The sequence below is a fragment of the Limnoglobus roseus genome, assembly GCF_008254045.1.
Classification (GTDB): Bacteria; Planctomycetota; Planctomycetia; order Gemmatales; family Gemmataceae; genus Limnoglobus; species Limnoglobus roseus.
Window position 1 is genome coordinate 4,650,447 of the sequence record NZ_CP042425.1, and the last position, 15,264, is coordinate 4,665,710.

Annotated in this window: 10 protein-coding genes; 7 read left to right on the forward strand and 3 right to left on the reverse strand. The window is 64.9% G+C overall.

Annotated features, from left to right (window positions below; genetic code table 11):
- Window positions 1-87: 87 nt before the first annotated feature.
- The 3 genes from PX52LOC_RS19410 to PX52LOC_RS19420 all read right to left on the reverse strand — a co-directional run bounded on the left by PX52LOC_RS19410 (window position 88) and on the right by PX52LOC_RS19420 (window position 3,588).
- Window positions 88-588 carry a hypothetical protein gene (locus PX52LOC_RS19410; protein WP_149111648.1) on the reverse strand — a complete coding sequence of 167 codons (501 nt, stop codon included), beginning with the start codon at window positions 586-588 and terminating at the stop codon, window positions 88-90.
- A complete protein-coding gene (locus PX52LOC_RS19415; RefSeq protein ID WP_149111649.1) occupies window positions 589-1,947 on the reverse strand; it encodes a DUF1501 domain-containing protein in 1,359 nt (452 codons plus the stop codon).
- A gap of 138 nt (window positions 1,948-2,085) precedes the next feature.
- The gene (locus PX52LOC_RS19420) at window positions 2,086-3,588 is read right to left on the reverse strand and encodes a thiamine phosphate synthase (RefSeq protein WP_149111650.1); all 1,503 of its coding nucleotides are present in this window, start codon (window positions 3,586-3,588) and stop codon (window positions 2,086-2,088) included.
- Window positions 3,589-3,854: 266 nt separating this feature from the next.
- On the opposite strand from PX52LOC_RS19420, the gene PX52LOC_RS19425 reads away from it, so the two are divergent.
- From PX52LOC_RS19425 to PX52LOC_RS19455, 7 genes are all read left to right on the forward strand, one after another.
- The gene (locus tag PX52LOC_RS19425; protein ID WP_149111651.1) at window positions 3,855-5,189 is read left to right on the forward strand and encodes a TolC family protein; all 1,335 of its coding nucleotides are present in this window, start codon (window positions 3,855-3,857) and stop codon (window positions 5,187-5,189) included.
- 25 nt (window positions 5,190-5,214) lie between these two features.
- Window positions 5,215-6,117: a phosphate/phosphite/phosphonate ABC transporter substrate-binding protein gene (locus PX52LOC_RS19430; protein WP_149111652.1), complete on the forward strand. Its 903-nt coding sequence runs from the start codon at window positions 5,215-5,217 to the stop codon at window positions 6,115-6,117.
- A 155-nt stretch (window positions 6,118-6,272) separates the two neighbouring features.
- Window positions 6,273-8,603, forward strand: a complete 2,331-nt coding sequence (locus PX52LOC_RS19435; protein ID WP_149111653.1) for a DNA gyrase/topoisomerase IV subunit A — start codon at window positions 6,273-6,275, stop codon at window positions 8,601-8,603.
- 67 nt (window positions 8,604-8,670) lie between these two features.
- On the forward strand, window positions 8,671-10,617 hold the full coding sequence (locus PX52LOC_RS19440; RefSeq protein ID WP_149111654.1) for a DNA gyrase/topoisomerase IV subunit B: 1,947 nt from the start codon (window positions 8,671-8,673) through the stop codon (window positions 10,615-10,617).
- A 126-nt stretch (window positions 10,618-10,743) separates the two neighbouring features.
- The gene (locus PX52LOC_RS19445; RefSeq protein ID WP_149111655.1) at window positions 10,744-11,133 is read left to right on the forward strand and encodes a GntR family transcriptional regulator; all 390 of its coding nucleotides are present in this window, start codon (window positions 10,744-10,746) and stop codon (window positions 11,131-11,133) included.
- Between the two features lie 22 nt (window positions 11,134-11,155).
- On the forward strand, window positions 11,156-12,121 hold the full coding sequence (locus tag PX52LOC_RS19450) for an ABC transporter ATP-binding protein (protein ID WP_149111656.1): 966 nt from the start codon (window positions 11,156-11,158) through the stop codon (window positions 12,119-12,121).
- Between the two features lie 2 nt (window positions 12,122-12,123).
- Window positions 12,124-15,258, forward strand: coding sequence for an ABC transporter permease (locus PX52LOC_RS19455; protein ID WP_149111657.1), 3,135 nt, complete (start codon window positions 12,124-12,126; stop codon window positions 15,256-15,258).
- The last annotated feature ends 6 nt before the right edge of the window (window positions 15,259-15,264 follow it).

A 15,264-nucleotide genomic window follows, 5' to 3' on the forward strand; every position in this document is an offset into this window, starting at 1 on the left:
GAGCGGCGGCAGTCGTTAGCCAGGGGTTGCGCTTCGCTCCACCCCTGGCTAACGACTGCCGCCGCTCCGCGGCTCAAGACCACCCGGCTAAAGATACTCGTTTGTGTGGTCTGGCCCCAAAGCGTCGAGCATCTGTTCCAGCACCTCGATCAACTCGATCTGGGGCATCTCTGCGACAAAGACTCGGCCCATCTCGTCCGGTCGGTGGTGTCGTGTTCGCCAGTACTCGAAAGGGATCGTTAACCAATCGCCCGCCCGGAAGACGTGGGCGGTTATGTTGTCTGTTGTCGGCCCCCATTGTGGGAACCAAAATTTTTCCCGCGAGCCATCATCCACTGCCAACAGCCGACGATGCGATTCGGCTGCGTCTGCCTCTGGGAACGGCTGGGACAGGTCACTGCCCGACCTCAGCCATGCGAGTGAATCGCAAACGCTCAGACAGAACTGGGGGACGAACACGATATTGTCGTCGCACGTCCACCACCGGTCAGCGGCCCACAAATCTACACGACGTAGTTGTTGAGACCTTTGCCAGAACTCCCCGACCTCCGCGGCGAAGCATTGCTTGTCACCGAACAAGAGGGCCACTTACACCAACTCCCGAATCCGCTCCCCCTCGGCCACGTGCTGAGGGCGGCCGGTCGGGTCGAGGACGGCCGTTTCCGGCGTTAGGCCGAGTGAGTGGTAGAGCGTCGCGAACATGTCGCCGAAGGTCACGGGGCGGTCCTTGGCGTACTCGCCGAGGCGGTTCGTCGAGCCGACGATTTGACCGGTCTTGATGCCGCCGCCGGCGAGGACGGCGCAACTCACTTGCGGCCAGTGATCGCGGCCGGCTTCCTTGTTGATCCGCGGCGTGCGGCCGAACTCGCCCCAGGCGATCACCGTCACGTCGTCGAGCATGTCCAGGCGTTCCAGGTCCCACACGAGGGCCGAGAGGCACTGGTCGAGTTTTGCCCCGTGGTCGCGGACGAGGTCGAAGTTCTTGCCGTGGCTGTCCCACCGGCCGTAGCTCAGCGAGACGCATCGTGCCCCGGCTTGCACCAGTCGGCGGGCCATCAGCAAGTGTTCGTTCACCGTCGGCGCGCCGTCGTACTGGAACTTGTACGGCTTGCCGTCGCCGTAGCGGTCGCGGACCTTCGGGTCTTCCTTCGACACGTCCAGGGCTTCGATCAGGCGGCTGGAGGTCAACACGTTCATGGCCCGCTCGGTGTGCGAGTCCATGCCGATCAGGCTGCCGTTGGCGTCGAGGTCCCGCTTCAGGTTGTCGAACCCTGCGAGCAGTTGCTTGCGGTCACCCATGTTGACGGCGTTGGCCCCGTTCATCTTCATGTTGGCGATGTCAGGGCCGTTCGGCCGGAACGCGCCGAAGGTGCTGCCGAGGAAGCCGCTCTTGCCGGAGTCGCTCCAAGGGGCGTGGGCCGTCTTCTCGGCGAGGCCGACGAACGGGGGGACCGACGGATCGACGGGGCCGTGCAACTTCGCCAGCACCGATCCGATGCTCGGCCGGCCACCGAGGGCGGAGAGCGATTCGTTCCGCCAGCCGGTTGTGCACTGGTAGGCGTCGTGGCCGCCGGTCGCGCCGACGATCGACCGCACGATGGCGAACTTGTCCATCATCGCGGCCATCTTCGGGAAGACTTCGCAGACTTCGATGCCGCCGACGTTCGTCTTGATCGGCTTGAACTCGCCGCGGATTTCCGCCGGGGCGTCCATCTTCAGGTCGAACATGTCCTGGTGCGGCGGTCCGCCGCCGAGGAAGACGTTGATGATCGCCTTGTGCTGGGAATGACTCAGGCTGGGCGAGTTCGCTTTCGCGGCAGCTTCCGCCCGGTAAACGTCTGCGAGGGTGAGCGAGGTTGCGCCGAAGGAGAGTGCGCCAACCTTGAGGAAGGACCGCCGGGGAACGCCGTCGCAGAAGCGGCTTACGCCGCCGTGGAAGGTCAACATTGAGGTGCCTCCGGGCAAGACGAGGGGAGGTTGGGGTGGGATAACCGTCGGTGGCCGGGCTGTGGCAGGTGTTAGGAGTGTACCTTTCCATTCTACGCCGGGCAATACAAAACTGTCGGCATTTCCGGTGGCCGCTTTTCACCCGCTCGACACGTCGGACAGAGCGCCGAACAGTTGTCGTGCCACGACTTGCGGTTCCTCAGCTTCCGCCACGACCGCACTCACGGCCACGCGGTTCCCGCCGGCGGCGACGACTTCGGCGATGTTCTCCGGGCGAATCCCGCCGAGGGCGAACGCGGGCAGGGTGGTGGCCGCGAAGGCCGCCTGGACGAACTCCAACCCCGCGAGTTGGTCGAAGCCCTTCGTCGTGCTCGGGAACGTGGGGCCGACGCCGAGGTAGTCGGCACTGTCGAGGATCGCTTGCCGGACCTGAGCGAGCGAGTGCGAGCTGACACCGATGAGTGGGTCTGGGCCGAGAATTCGCCGGGCGTCGTGCGGCGACAGGTCATCTTGCCCGAGGTGGACGCCGTCCGCCCCGACGAGGCGGGCGATGTCCGGCCGGTCGTTGACGATGAACAGGGCGTTCGCCTTGTGGGTCCACTTGCGGACCTGATGTGCGAGTGCGATCAACTCTCGATCCGGCAACTGCTTCTCGCGGAGTTGAAAGACGCTCGCCCCGCCGGCGGCGGCTTCGGCGATCGTCCAATCCATCGTGTTGACGCACTGCGAACCGGTCAGCAGCACGTACAGGCGGGCGGCGGCCAACCGCTCGCGGCCGGCGGACCCCGTGAGAACGGCCCGTTCCAGCGTGTACGCGGCGTAGCGAATCTGCTCGACTTCGCGGGCGAACCGGGCGTCGTCGAGTTTGCCGAACTCTTCGAGGCTACGCAGCGATTCCTGCAACCGCTTGAAGTTGACGGCCGCCACCTGCCGCGGCGTGGCCCGCTGGAATTCGCCCGCAGTCGAGATGGTCGTGCCCACGTCGCCGAGCGTGTTGCGGGATTGGAGCAGCAGGGACGGCGGCAGCAACTCTGTAGCGTCCGCGAGGCGGTGTCGGAGGCGTTTCAGCTCTTCCGTCAGCGCCGCATCGTTCAGCGAGAAGCGGGCGTAATCGTCGAGGACGCGGAGCGATTCCCGGGCGCGGTTCAGGTTCGCGTCCAGGATGCGGGCGGCGTCGGACTGATCGACCGGTTCGGCGGCGACGAATTCCGCCGGCGGTTGTTCGATCGTGTCCGGGGCCGCCATCATGTCGCTGCGGAGGGCGTGTTCGACGACCCCGACCCGGATGCCGTACCGTTCCAGCGCCGCGCGAAAGCTGTCGTTCACCATCATCACCGCCAGCATGACGAGGTCGGTCGTCAGCGACGGTTCGCCGCGGAGGCGGATCGAGTGACCTTTCGCCGCCGTGTAAATCGCGTCGGTCGACGGGGCGGGAATCGGGGGACTCACTTCGAGTTGGCGCTGTAACGCCCGCACGTCGAACCCCAGGCGGACTAGCAACTCGAACGGCCGGCCCTCGTCTTCTTCTAGCACGCCGAGCAACCAATCGGAGAGGCGAACGGTTGGCGACCCGGCACGCTCGGCACGCCCGCGGGCGACCGACCCGGCTCGCTCGACGGCCGGACTGACTTCAAGACTCATGGGAAGACTTTTACCCAATAGGAAGGACCAACACCCTCCATCTTACTTGCCCCGCCACTGACCGGAAACTTACCTCGCCTTCCCCCCTTACCACCGGCAGCCGCACAACCGGCACGACCGACGAAATTCTTTCGCGGAGTTGTCCCGTCTTCGCCACCGTTCTTCGAGAAAATGCACTCCGTTGACGATGATAAGTTGCTCTTGCATCTTCGGTGGAAGGATTCTGCCGGCCAGCACGGCCGACCGCGGCCCGTGGAGAAAGCGTCATGATGACCACCCGACAATTCCATTTCCTCTGTCGGTTGAGTCTCGTGGCGTGTTTCGTGGCCGGTTCGTTCGTGGTCGTCGCCGCGCAAGAACAACCTGCCGCGAAAAAGGACGACACGGAGAAGGACAAGAAAGACGATAAGGACAAGAAGGATGACAAGGAGAAGCGCGGCCCCGTCGTAACCTCGGCCACCACGCTCAACTTGCAAGAGTGCATCGCCATCGCGTTGGAGCGGCAGCCGAACATCAAGGCGTCCATGACGTCCTTGCGGGCGACCGAGATCGGCGGGCGGTCCCTGACGAATCTCAACCGCGTTGCGCGGTTGCTCACACCGGACCTGTGCTTCCGGCAGCAGCAGGCGGCACGGGGGCTGACCACGGCCCAAGCCGATCTTTTGAAGGTGCAGTACGAGACGATCTACGACGTGACGCGGCTGTACTACACGTTCGTCTACGCCCGGCAACAGGAGAACACGGCGACCGACATCATTGACCAGATGGAAGTCTTCTACGCCATTGCGAAAGACCTCGTCGATCAAGGGGCGAACCCGGCCGAACTGAACCAGTTTACGCTCTTCCGCATGGAGGACGCCATCGCCGAAGTGAAGAAACCCCGCATCACGGCCCGCAACGGGCAACTCCTCGCGCTCGCGGCCCTCAAGGAAGCGATGGGCGTGGAACAGTGCTACTCGTTCATCCCGCGGGACACGGAACTGCCGTTGATGGGCGGGGAAGTGACCCAGGAGCAGGTGACGTGTTTCGCCATGTCGCGGCGGCCGGAATTGACGCTCGCGGCGGCCGGTGTGGATGCGTTCCGGCTCGAAGTCTGTGCGCAGGCTTCCATCCAACGCCGGCAGAAGGTGCCGACACTGGCGAGCGGTAGCGACCTCCACAGCCGGTACGTTCCCGGGCCGGTGCGCAACGGCGAGTACCGCCCCGGGGCGCTCGCCCCGGAAATGCCAACCAGCCTCGTCGGATCGCGGGAAGACCGCGTCGCCCGGGCGATGGAAATCAGCAGCCGCCAGGAAACGGTTCTGGAGAAGACACAGAATCTAGTCGAACTCGAAGCCACCAACTCGTACCTGTTGTGGCAATCGTCGATGGAGCGGTTCAAGCTCGCCAAGACCCGGTTCGAGAGCGGCCAGAAGATGGTCGACCTGTCGCGGAAGAACGCCCCGAACATCCGCAAGTACGATCAACTCATTCTGAACGAAGCCCTCGCCGCAAAGTCGCAGGCGGAGTACCTGGAAGCGGCCTTCGAAAACATCAAAGGTCTGGCGACGCTCGAGCGCGTCACGACCGGCGGGATCAAGCCCAATTTTCCTCAGAAGTGATCTGTCGGACCTCGGGGGGGTAGCTATGCGACATTGGTTTCGGGCTTCGGTCTTGCTCGCGGCCGTCGGCCTTGTCGGCGCGAGTTCCCCGGCCTCGGCGGACGAACCGTTGCGCATCGGCATGGTTCAGGGCATGTTCCGCGACATTCAGCCGTCGATGGTCATGGCCCTCGCCCGCCCCTTCCGGTCGCTGATGGAGCGACAGACGGGCCTCACCGGCGACGTGGAAATCTTGGCCGACGCGCAGCTGATGGCGAAGAAGATCAACGACCAGAAGCTCGACCTCGGCGTCTTCCACGGCTTCGAGTACGCCTGGGTGAAGGCGAAACACCCGAACCTCGTCCCGATCTCCGTGGCCATGCCGCAGGGCGGCATCGTGCAGGCCGCCATCGTCGTCCACAGCGACTCCCAGGCCAAGAAGCTCGACGACCTCGAAGGGGAGTCGATCCTGATTCCCCGCGGCTCGAAGGCGCATTGTATTTTGTACCTGGACGTGCTCCGGACCGGGCTGCCGAAGACGGCCGCGCGGAGTGTGCCCAAGGCGGGGCTGACGCCGGAAGAAGCCCTCAACGCGATCGCCGCCGGCGAATACCCGGCCGCCCTCGTGGACGCCTCGTCGTTCACCGCGTACCAGACGCTCCAACCGGGGGCCGCGAAGCGGTTGAAGATTCTCTCGAAGTCGGAGAAGTTCCCGCCCGGCGTGCTGCTGACCCGCAAGGGTGCCCTGAACGACGGCACGCTCGCGAAGCTCCGCGACGGGCTGAACTCGGCCCACAAGACGGCGCAGTACAAGCCGCTCATGATGATGTGGAACCTGCAAGGCTTCGAGAACCCGCCGGCCGACTACGATCAACAACTGGAAAAGTGCCTACAACTGTACCCGGTGCCAAGCTCGCCCCCGTCCACCGAGACGACCAAGAAGGAATAGTCTTCTCAGTTTGTGCCCCTCCCGCCAACCTCACACGCCCTCGCGACTCGCGGGGGCGGTTGTATTTCGTAACAATAACTGACCTGGATGGGGCGTAGAATCCTGCGGTATCGTACCCCCATCATCTGAACAGATTGGCAGCATGAGGCGTTCCGATGGCGGAGAATATTGAGACCGTTTCGATTGCCGGCGAAGTGCGGTCCCGGTTCTTGCGGTACGCGATGTCCGTCGTCACAGGCCGGGCGCTGCCCGACGTGCGCGACGGCATGAAGCCGGTGCAGCGGCGCATCCTGTTCTCCATGTTCCACGACTCGAACCTGACGTTCGACCGGAAGGCGTCCAAGTCGGCGAAGATCGTCGGGGACGTGATGGGCAACTACCACCCGCACGGAGACGGCGCGATTTACGACGCCCTCGTCCGCATGTCGCAAGAGTGGGTGATGCGCGTCGCCCTTGTCCACGGCGAGGGGAACTTCGGCTCCGTCGACGGCGACCCGCCGGCCGCGTACCGGTACACCGAGGCCAAGCTGACGAAGGCGGCCGCGTACCTGCTCAACGAACTCGACCAGGAGACGATCGACTTCCGTGATAACTACGCCGGCAACAAGCGTGAGCCGATCATGCTGCCGGCGCAGTTTCCGAACTTGCTCGTCAACGGCACGGCCGGCATCGCCGTCGGTATGGCGACGAACATCCCCCCGCACAACCTCGCGGAAGTGCTGCGGGCGTGCGTGTTCCTGATCGAGAACCCGGACGCGACCGTCGCGCTGCTCTTGGACCGGGTGAAAGGCCCGGACTTCCCGCTCGGCGGCAAGATCGTCACCGACCGCCCGACCCTGCGGAAGATTTACGAAGAGGGGACCGGCAGCATCAAAGTGCAGGGCGAGTGGAAGCTCGAAGAACTCGGCCGCGGTCGGTCGCAGATCGTCGTCACGTCGATCCCCTACGGCGTGGACAAGGGGGCGTTGGAGAACTTCATCGGCGGGCTGATCGAGGACAAGAAACTGCCCCAACTGCTGAGCGTGTCCAACGAGACGAACGACAAGGACGGGATGCGGATCGTGTTGGAGTTGAAGGGCGACGCCGACCCCGTGCTGGTGATGGCGTACCTCTACAAGCACACCGACTTGCAGAAGAACTTCGCGTACAACATGACCGCCCTCGTGCCGAGCGCGGACGGCAAGACGATGGTGCCGAAGGACGGGTTGAGCCTCAAGGACATCCTTCAACACTTCCTCGACTTCCGCTTCGAAACGGTGAAACGGCGGTTCGAGTTCGAGTTGCGGAAGTTGCGGGCACGGATTCACATTCTCGAAGGTTTCCGCATCATCTTCAACGCCCTCGACCGGGCGATCAAGCTGATCCGCGAATCGAACGGCAAGGCCGACGCGGCCGAGAAGTTGAAGGCCGAGTTCGCCCTCGACGACGAGCAGGCGAACGCCATCCTCGACGTGCAGCTTTACAAGATTGCGAAGTTGGAGATTAACAAGATCCTCGACGAGTTGCGGGAGAAGAAAAAGCGGGCCGAGGAGATTGAGACGATCCTCGCGTCGAAGAAGAAATTGTGGGGCGTCATCAAGGGCGAGTTGGAGAAACTCGCTGAAGAGTTCCCCGAGCGCCGGAAGACGCGGATGGCCAGCGAAGAGGACGTGCTGGAGTTCGACGAAGAGGCGTACATCGTCAAGGAGAACACGAACGTCGTGCTCACCCGCGACGGCTGGATCAAGCGCGTCGGTCGGCTGTCGTCGGTCGAGAGCACGCGCGTCCGCGAGGGGGACGCCGTGATCGCGGTCGTACCCGGCAGCACGCTGGACACCGTCATCTTCCTCGCCGACGACGGGACCGCGTTCACCACCCGGATCAACGAAGTCCCGGCGAGCAGCGGCTACGGCGAGCCGATCACAAAGTTCTTCAAACTCGCCGACGGCGTGCGGATCATCACGGCCGTGACGACCGACCCGCGGTTCACGCCCGCCGATACCGCGAAGGGGCCGTACCTGTTCATCGCGACTTCGGCCGGCAACGTGCTGCGGTTGCCGCTGACGTCCTTCCGCCCGGAATCGACGAAGGTCGGCCGGCGGTACGTGAAACTCGACGACGGCGACAAGGTCGTGATGGCCCAACTCGTGGGCGGCGAAGAAAGTGTGATGCTCGCGTCGCGGCAGGGGTACATCATTCACTTCAAACTGGACGATGTGAACATCCTCTCGGGCGTCGGCAAGGGCGTCATCGGTATCAACCTTGGCGATGACGACGTGTGCATCGGCGGCGTGCTGATCGGCGGGAGCCGGTTTGATGCGATCGAGGTCGAGCAATCCAACGGCAAGACCGCCCGCTACGGTCGCGAGGCCCGCCGGGTGGTCGGCCGCGGCGGCAAGGGCGACGAAGTCGTGAAGCGACTGACGCACGCCCGCATCGTGCCGCCGCCAATCGAACTGGTGAATTGGGACGAGATCGAGGGCAAGCCGACGAAGCCGAAGGTCTGAGATAAGGAGCCGCTCTTCTAACCTCTGATTTGCTAGCCCGGACTTCACACACACTTAGAATACCGACATGAGCGCACTCCCGATCCCGAAGCCGAAGTACACCGCCTCCGAGAACATTCAGGTACTCGAAGGGCTGGAACCTGTTCGCGTGCGGCCGTCGATGTACATCGGCAGCACCGACAGCAAAGGACTGCACCACCTCGTCTGGGAAATCGTCGATAACTGCGTCGACGAGTACATCAACGGCTACGCCGATCACATCGCGGTCACCCTGCACAAGGGCGGCGACTCGATCACCGTGCAGGACAACGGCCGCGGCATCCCGGTCGACAATCACCCGAAGTTCAAGATTTCCGGCCTCGAACTCGTCCTCACGAAGTTGCACGCGGGCGGCAAGTTCGACAACAAGGACTCCAACTACTTCTACTCCGGCGGCCTCCACGGCGTCGGCGCGTCGGTCGTCAACGCGCTCTCGAAGAAGCTCGTTGCCACGGTCCGCCGCGACGGGTACGAGTACGCGCAGAAGTTCGCGAAGGGCATCCCACAGGGCAAGCTCGAAAAGCTCGGCCCGTTCCGCGGCCACGGCACGATCATCCACTTCCAGCCCGACGACACGATCTTCCGCAACACGCACTTCGACGCCGACGTGATCCGCCAGCGGCTCGAAGACATGACGTACATCCACAGTGGCCTGACGATCGCGTTCAAGAATGAGATCACCGGCGAGAGCGTCGAACTCTCCAACCCGGCCGGCCTCCCGGCGTTCCTGACGAAGCTCGTCACCGATGCGCAGAAGCCGGCCGTCGGTACGACCTCGTTCCACGCCAACCGCAAGACCGGCGAACGGATGGAAGTCGCCCTTCAGTGGACGCAATCGACCGACGAGACGTTCCGCTCTTACGTCAACGGCATCCGCACCGCCGCCGGAGGCACGCACGAGAACGGCCTGAAGGCGGCCATTCGTAAGGCGATCAACAACTACATCGAGACGCACGACGAGGCGAAGAAGACCACCAAGAGCGTGAAGATCACCGCGGAAGACATCCGCGAGGGCGTCGTTGCCATCGTCTCTGTGTTCGTCCAAGAGCCGCAGTTCCAGGGGCAGACGAAGGAGAAGTTGAACAACCCCGAACTCGAATCGTCCGTGGACGGATTCGTGCGGCCGGCTCTCGAAGCGTGGCTGAACAACAACAAGTCGGCCGCCGACGAGATCATTTATCGCATCTTCCTCTCCGCCCAGGCGCGCGAAGCCTCCCGTGAAGCCGCGAAGGAAGTGAAACGGAAGGCCCCCGGCTCGCGACGCGGTTCCTTGCCCGGCAAGTTGGCCGACTGCAAGTCCGGCGACCTTGGCGACAGCGAGTTGTTCATCGTCGAAGGTGATTCGGCCGGCGGCAGCGCGAAGCAGGGGCGGAACAACAAGACCCAGGCCGTGCTGCCGCTGCGAGGGAAGATTCTCAACGGCGAAGACCTGACGACGGGCAAGGTGCTCCAGAACCAGGAACTCGGCGATCTCGTCAACGCCATCGGCACCGGGGCGGGCGACAAGTTCCACTACGAGGGACTGCGGTACGGCAAGATTATCCTGCTCATGGACGCCGACGCCGACGGCTGCCACATCGCCACTCTGATGCTCGACTTCTTCTTCCGCCACACGCCGGAACTCATCCGCAAGGGGCACGTCTTCATCGCGCAGCCGCCGCTCTACCGCATCGACGTGGGCAAGGAGACGTTCTGGGCGAAGGACGACGAGCACAAGGAAGAAATCCTAGCCGGCCTGCGGGCGAACGCGAAGTACGACATCACGCGGTTCAAGGGCCTCGGCGAGATGCCGTTCCGCGTGCTGGCCCAGACGACCCTCGACCCGCGGTCCCGCAAGTTGCTGAAGGTCGAGATCAGCGAGAACCTCGAAGCCCACAACACCTTCAAGGACCTGCTCGGCAAGGACGCCGAACCGCGGTACGAGTTCATCATGCACAAGGCCGATCAGGCCGTTGCCGACGAATTGGACGTGTGAGGCCGGGACGGACCTTCTCGCATCGCGAACCGCGAACGAATCTCGTTCGCGGTTTTTTGTTGACAGCCTCGCCGCTACTGTTTACTGTACTAGTCAACTGACACACCGATACGCGAGGCGTGCGGTATGAACATCCGCGTGCGGCCCGATTCGCCGGTCCCCATCTACGAGCAGATTCTGACGCAGGCCGTCTTCGCCATCGCGAACGGCGACCTGCCGGCCGGCGAGTTGCTGCCGAGCGTCCGCGACCTGTCGGCCGAGTTGGTCGTGAACCCGAACACCGTCGTGCGAGCCTACCAGGAGCTCGAACGCCTCGGGATGATCGCCGCCCGCCGCGGTCTCGGCATGGAAGTCACGGCCGAGGCCGCCAAGATTTCGCGGGACCGCCGCAAGGCGATCGTACTCACCCGCATCCGCGAAGCCTTGCGGGAGGCGGCGGCGGCGGGGTTGGACGCAGATGACGTTTGTCAGTTGGTGACGGCCGAGTGGCCGAAGTTGAACACGTCTCGAAAGTAATTGACTCGCTCGGAGGGGTGCCATGTCGGACGAAGTCGCGATTTCGATAGACCGGCTCGTGGTCCGCTACCGCGGCAAGCCGGCCGTGAACGGGCTGACGCTCCACGTCCCGAAGGGGTCGGTCTTCGCCCTTCTGGGCGACAATGGGGCGGGGAAGTCGACGACGATGAAAGTCCTGGCCGGCCTCGTGCCGCCGCACGCCGGGCGGGCGGACATCCTCGGCTTCGACTGCTGGAGCCGGGCGTATGAACTGCGGCACCGCGTCGGGTACGTGCCGGAGAAGCCACGGTTCTACGACTGGATGACGGTCGCTAACGTCGGCTGGTTCACGGCGTCGTTCCACCGCCGCGGCTTCCTGGAACACTACGAGCAGTGGGTCGGCAAACTCGGCCTCGACCGCACGAAGCGGCTGAAGGAACTCTCGAAGGGCGGCTACGCCCGCGTCGGGCTGGCCCTCGCGCTCGCCGCCGACCCGCAGGTGCTACTCCTCGACGAGCCAACCTCCGGCCTCGACTTGCTCACGCGGCGAGACTTCCTCGCGACGCTCGTCGAACTTGCGGCCGAGGGGCGGACGATCTTGATTTCCAGCCACTCGATCTCCGAACTGGAGCGGTTCACGTCCCACGCCGCGTTCGTGCAGGAGGGCCGCGTCACGCTGTCGGCGACCATCGACGACCTGCGGGCACGCTTCCGCCGCATCTCGTTCCGCGCGGCCGGCGTCTCGGTGGACCTCTCGACCGTCGGTAAGGTTTTGCAATCGCAACGGATCGGCAAGTACGTTCAACACCTCCTGCAAGAACCTGACGCCGACGGGTTGGCGATGCTGTGCGACAACCCGCTCGTCTCCGACTACGAGGAAACGGCGGTCGGCCTGGAGGACGTGTACGCCGCCCTGATGGCGAAGCCGGAGGACCGCCGGTTGCCCGCGCCGCTGCGGCAACGGAGCGAGGACGAACTGGAGAACCAACTTTCGCAGGAAGGGGTGTAGCCGTGTTCCGTGCCATGCTCTGGAAGGAAGTTCGCGAACAAGCGGCCATCCTGATCGCGCTTGTGGTCCTCGGCTCGGGCGTGATCTCCGCGGCCACGGTCCTCGGTTCGTCCGACGGGTCGGACGCGGGAGTGAGGGACATTCGGGCGTACACGAACGCCGGACGGTTGTCGCTGCTGTCGTTGGCCGTCGCGGCCGGCGTGGTCATCGGCGGGACGCTGTTCGCCGGAGAAAAGGAGAACGGCACGCTCGACTGCCTGGAGGCGTTGCCCGCGAACCGAATGCGACTGTGGTGGGGGAAACTCGCGGCCGGTGTCGTGATGGCGACCGTAGCGGGGATCGCGTTGCTGGCCGCCGGCACGCTGATCGGTGCGCTCGGCAGCGGTTCAAAGGTCGGGTGGCTCATGTGGGGGATGGTCCTCGTCTACGTGGCGTTCGGCTGGGGCACGTTTGGCTCAACGATTACCGAATCCACGCTCGCGGCGTGCGCGATCGGTCTGCTGTGTGCCGTCGTGATCGGCACACCGGTATTCACCGTCGTGATCAGCGCGTTGCGGATGGCCGTGGGGGCAGACTGGGCGGACTATCGGCGAGAGTCTCTCAGCGCACTCTGGTTCGAAGTGCCGCCGTTGGTCGCGATGTACGCCGTCGCGGTCTTCCCCCTTCTGCTCGCCGGGTGGACCTTCACCGCCCCGGACCGTGCCCGCCAAGCTCGCTCCCCGGTGGCGCGGGCGTCGCAGCCGATCCTTCGCCGGCCCGCCAACACCGGGTTCCTCAGTAGCCTGAAGGCGCTGCTCTGGCTGACAAACCGGCAGTGGTTCGTGGCCTCGCTGATCGGCGTCGGGTTGATGCTCGCGACGGGGGTGGGGTCGCTCCACGAGGACGTTCACCTGATGGTCGTCTGGCCGCTCGCGACGACCCTGGCCGGCGTGTTCGGCGGGGTGCTGGCCTGGGTGGACGAGCAGTCGAAGGAGACGTTCAAGTTCTGGGGCGAGCGCCGCCTGCCGCTCGGACGACTGTGGGCTGTGAAGGTGGCGACGAGCTTCGCGCGAACACTCGGTTGGACGCTGCTGGTGTTCGCCCCCAGCCTGATCCGGCAGTTGGGGCCGGGGCGGGAAGTGCCGATCTTGTCGGCGGCGTTTCGGTCGGGCCTGCTTTCGGCCGCCGGGCCGTCGATCGTGTACTACCTCCTCATCTGGCCGCTCTACGGCTTCGCCTTTGGCCACCTCGCGGGCCTCCTGTTTCGCAAGACGATCGTCGCGCTCGGCGTCGGCCTCCTGACGGCCGCCCCCGTCGCGGCCCTCTGGCTGCCGTCGCTCCTGACCGGCGGTGTCCACCACTGGCAACTCTGGCCGGTGCCGGTCCTCGTTTTGTTGACCACGCGGTGGATCCTCCGTGCCTGGTCGGCCGACCGACTGGCGAGCGTCAAGCCACTGGCGACCGTCGCCGCCGTCGGACTGGCCTGCGTGTCGTGGGTGGCGTTCGGCCTCCTCTATCGGGCCGTCGAAGTGCCCGTGGTTCCCGAAATTGACGACGACCTGGCCTTCATCGAAACCGTGCCGTTGCTAGACTTCGAGGACGGCGGCCGTGCCTTCCGTCAGACGACGGCGGCCCTCGCCGCGGCGTTCTCGGGGGAAGCCGCACCGGTCCCATGGCGACGGCCCGCGGAGGCGGAACTATCCACCCCTTCGCGCAGCGACCTCGATCAGTTAATCCGAGACGAGTGGCCCGAACCCGCCCTTCGAGCGATCGGCCCGTGGCTGACGCAGCCGTCGCTCGAACAGGTGACCGCGACCTTGAAGGATGCCGCGAACCGGCCGCTCGGCCCGCTCGAAAATCCGCGCGGCATCCTCCTCCTCAACCCCCCGTACCGCGACGCGGCGGAACTGCCGGCGGCGGTCGGGATGCTCGTGACCCGCGGCCTCTGGAAGCAGTTGGAAGGCGACTCCGGCGAGTTCGCCCCCTGCCTCGACGCCGCCCTGGCGGCGACCCGGAACGGGCGGACGATGCAACCGACCGAGATCTACGTTTGGTCCCTCGCGGTGGAGCGGACGGCGTTCGACGCGGTCGATACGTGGTTGACCCGATTGAAGGGCCGGCCGGATCTGATTCGGGCCGTCGTGGCGGTGTTGCGAAAGCACGAACAACTCTGCCCGCGGGACGCGAAGCAGGTTTTCCTGACGGAGCGGATGATTGACCGCAACCGCGTGAACGGCATCAGCCAGTGGGCGACGCGCGAACTCGACGCGGACATCAGTCGGTTCTGGCGGTTTCAGCCGAACGAAGCCACCAAGAGCAAGGCGAACGCCGAGACGGAACTGCTCAATTTCTCACTCGTGGTGCCGTGGGAGCGGGAACGGTTCCGCCGTGTCCTCGGCCTGAACAACGCCTCCGTTCCCTCGACCGAGTTTCTCGACGGGTCGTGGCTCGCCGAGGCCTTCACCCCGCGGTACGTGGGCTTCGGCGAAGCAGAGATCGCGTCACAAGCCCATCTGGCGGTGTCGATCGCGCAGTTGAATTTGAAGTTGTTCGACCTGGAACAGGGCCGACCCGCCAACCTGCTCGACGAGTTGGTCCCGCGGTACTGGCCGGCCGTGCCGGTCGATCCGTTCGACGGCCGGCCGTTGCGGTACCGCACTTCCGAGGGCGAGCGCATCAAGATGGGGATTCGGGCTGCGGCGTTGCAACCCGTCCGCGATGCCCTACCGCCCCTGCCGGTGCCGGACGAACAGCGGGCCAGTTTGGGCGGGAGTGTCGGCGGGCTAGCTTGGTTGGACCGGCCGGTACCGATCGCACCGGGCATCGACGCCGACGGGAACCCCGTCACCGACCTCGACGCCGTCGCGGCTGTGGCCGGGGGGCTGGTCCAGGCTGCCCTGGAACCGCTCGACGAAGTGGAATTGCCCGCTGGGGCGGGGGGAATGCCCGGCCGTGGAAACCGGGTGGCCGCGGGAACCCGCTCCGGAGCGACCGTGACGACCTGGCGGGAGGTCGAAAAGGGGCAGGGGGTCGTCTGGAGCGTCGGCCCCGATCGGTGGGACGATTCAGGGCAGATGATGATTCTGGATTGGGGCAGATCCCGACCCGGTCGGGGTGACATCGTGCGGGTCGTGCCGCGAAATCGCGGACCGCGCTGACCGGCC

Coding starts and splice junctions, on each gene's coding strand:
- PX52LOC_RS19445 (WP_149111655.1), top strand. CDS start 10,744: ATGAACATCCGCGTGCGGCCCGATTCGCCGGTCCCCATCTACGAGCAG.
- PX52LOC_RS19450 (WP_149111656.1), top strand. CDS start 11,156: ATGTCGGACGAAGTCGCGATTTCGATAGACCGGCTCGTGGTCCGCTAC.
- PX52LOC_RS19435 (WP_149111653.1), top strand. CDS start 6,273: ATGGCGGAGAATATTGAGACCGTTTCGATTGCCGGCGAAGTGCGGTCC.
- PX52LOC_RS19415 (WP_149111649.1), bottom strand. CDS start 1,947: ATGTTGACCTTCCACGGCGGCGTAAGCCGCTTCTGCGACGGCGTTCCC.
- PX52LOC_RS19425 (WP_149111651.1), top strand. CDS start 3,855: ATGATGACCACCCGACAATTCCATTTCCTCTGTCGGTTGAGTCTCGTG.
- PX52LOC_RS19440 (WP_149111654.1), top strand. CDS start 8,671: ATGAGCGCACTCCCGATCCCGAAGCCGAAGTACACCGCCTCCGAGAAC.
- PX52LOC_RS19420 (WP_149111650.1), bottom strand. CDS start 3,588: ATGAGTCTTGAAGTCAGTCCGGCCGTCGAGCGAGCCGGGTCGGTCGCC.
- PX52LOC_RS19430 (WP_149111652.1), top strand. CDS start 5,215: ATGCGACATTGGTTTCGGGCTTCGGTCTTGCTCGCGGCCGTCGGCCTT.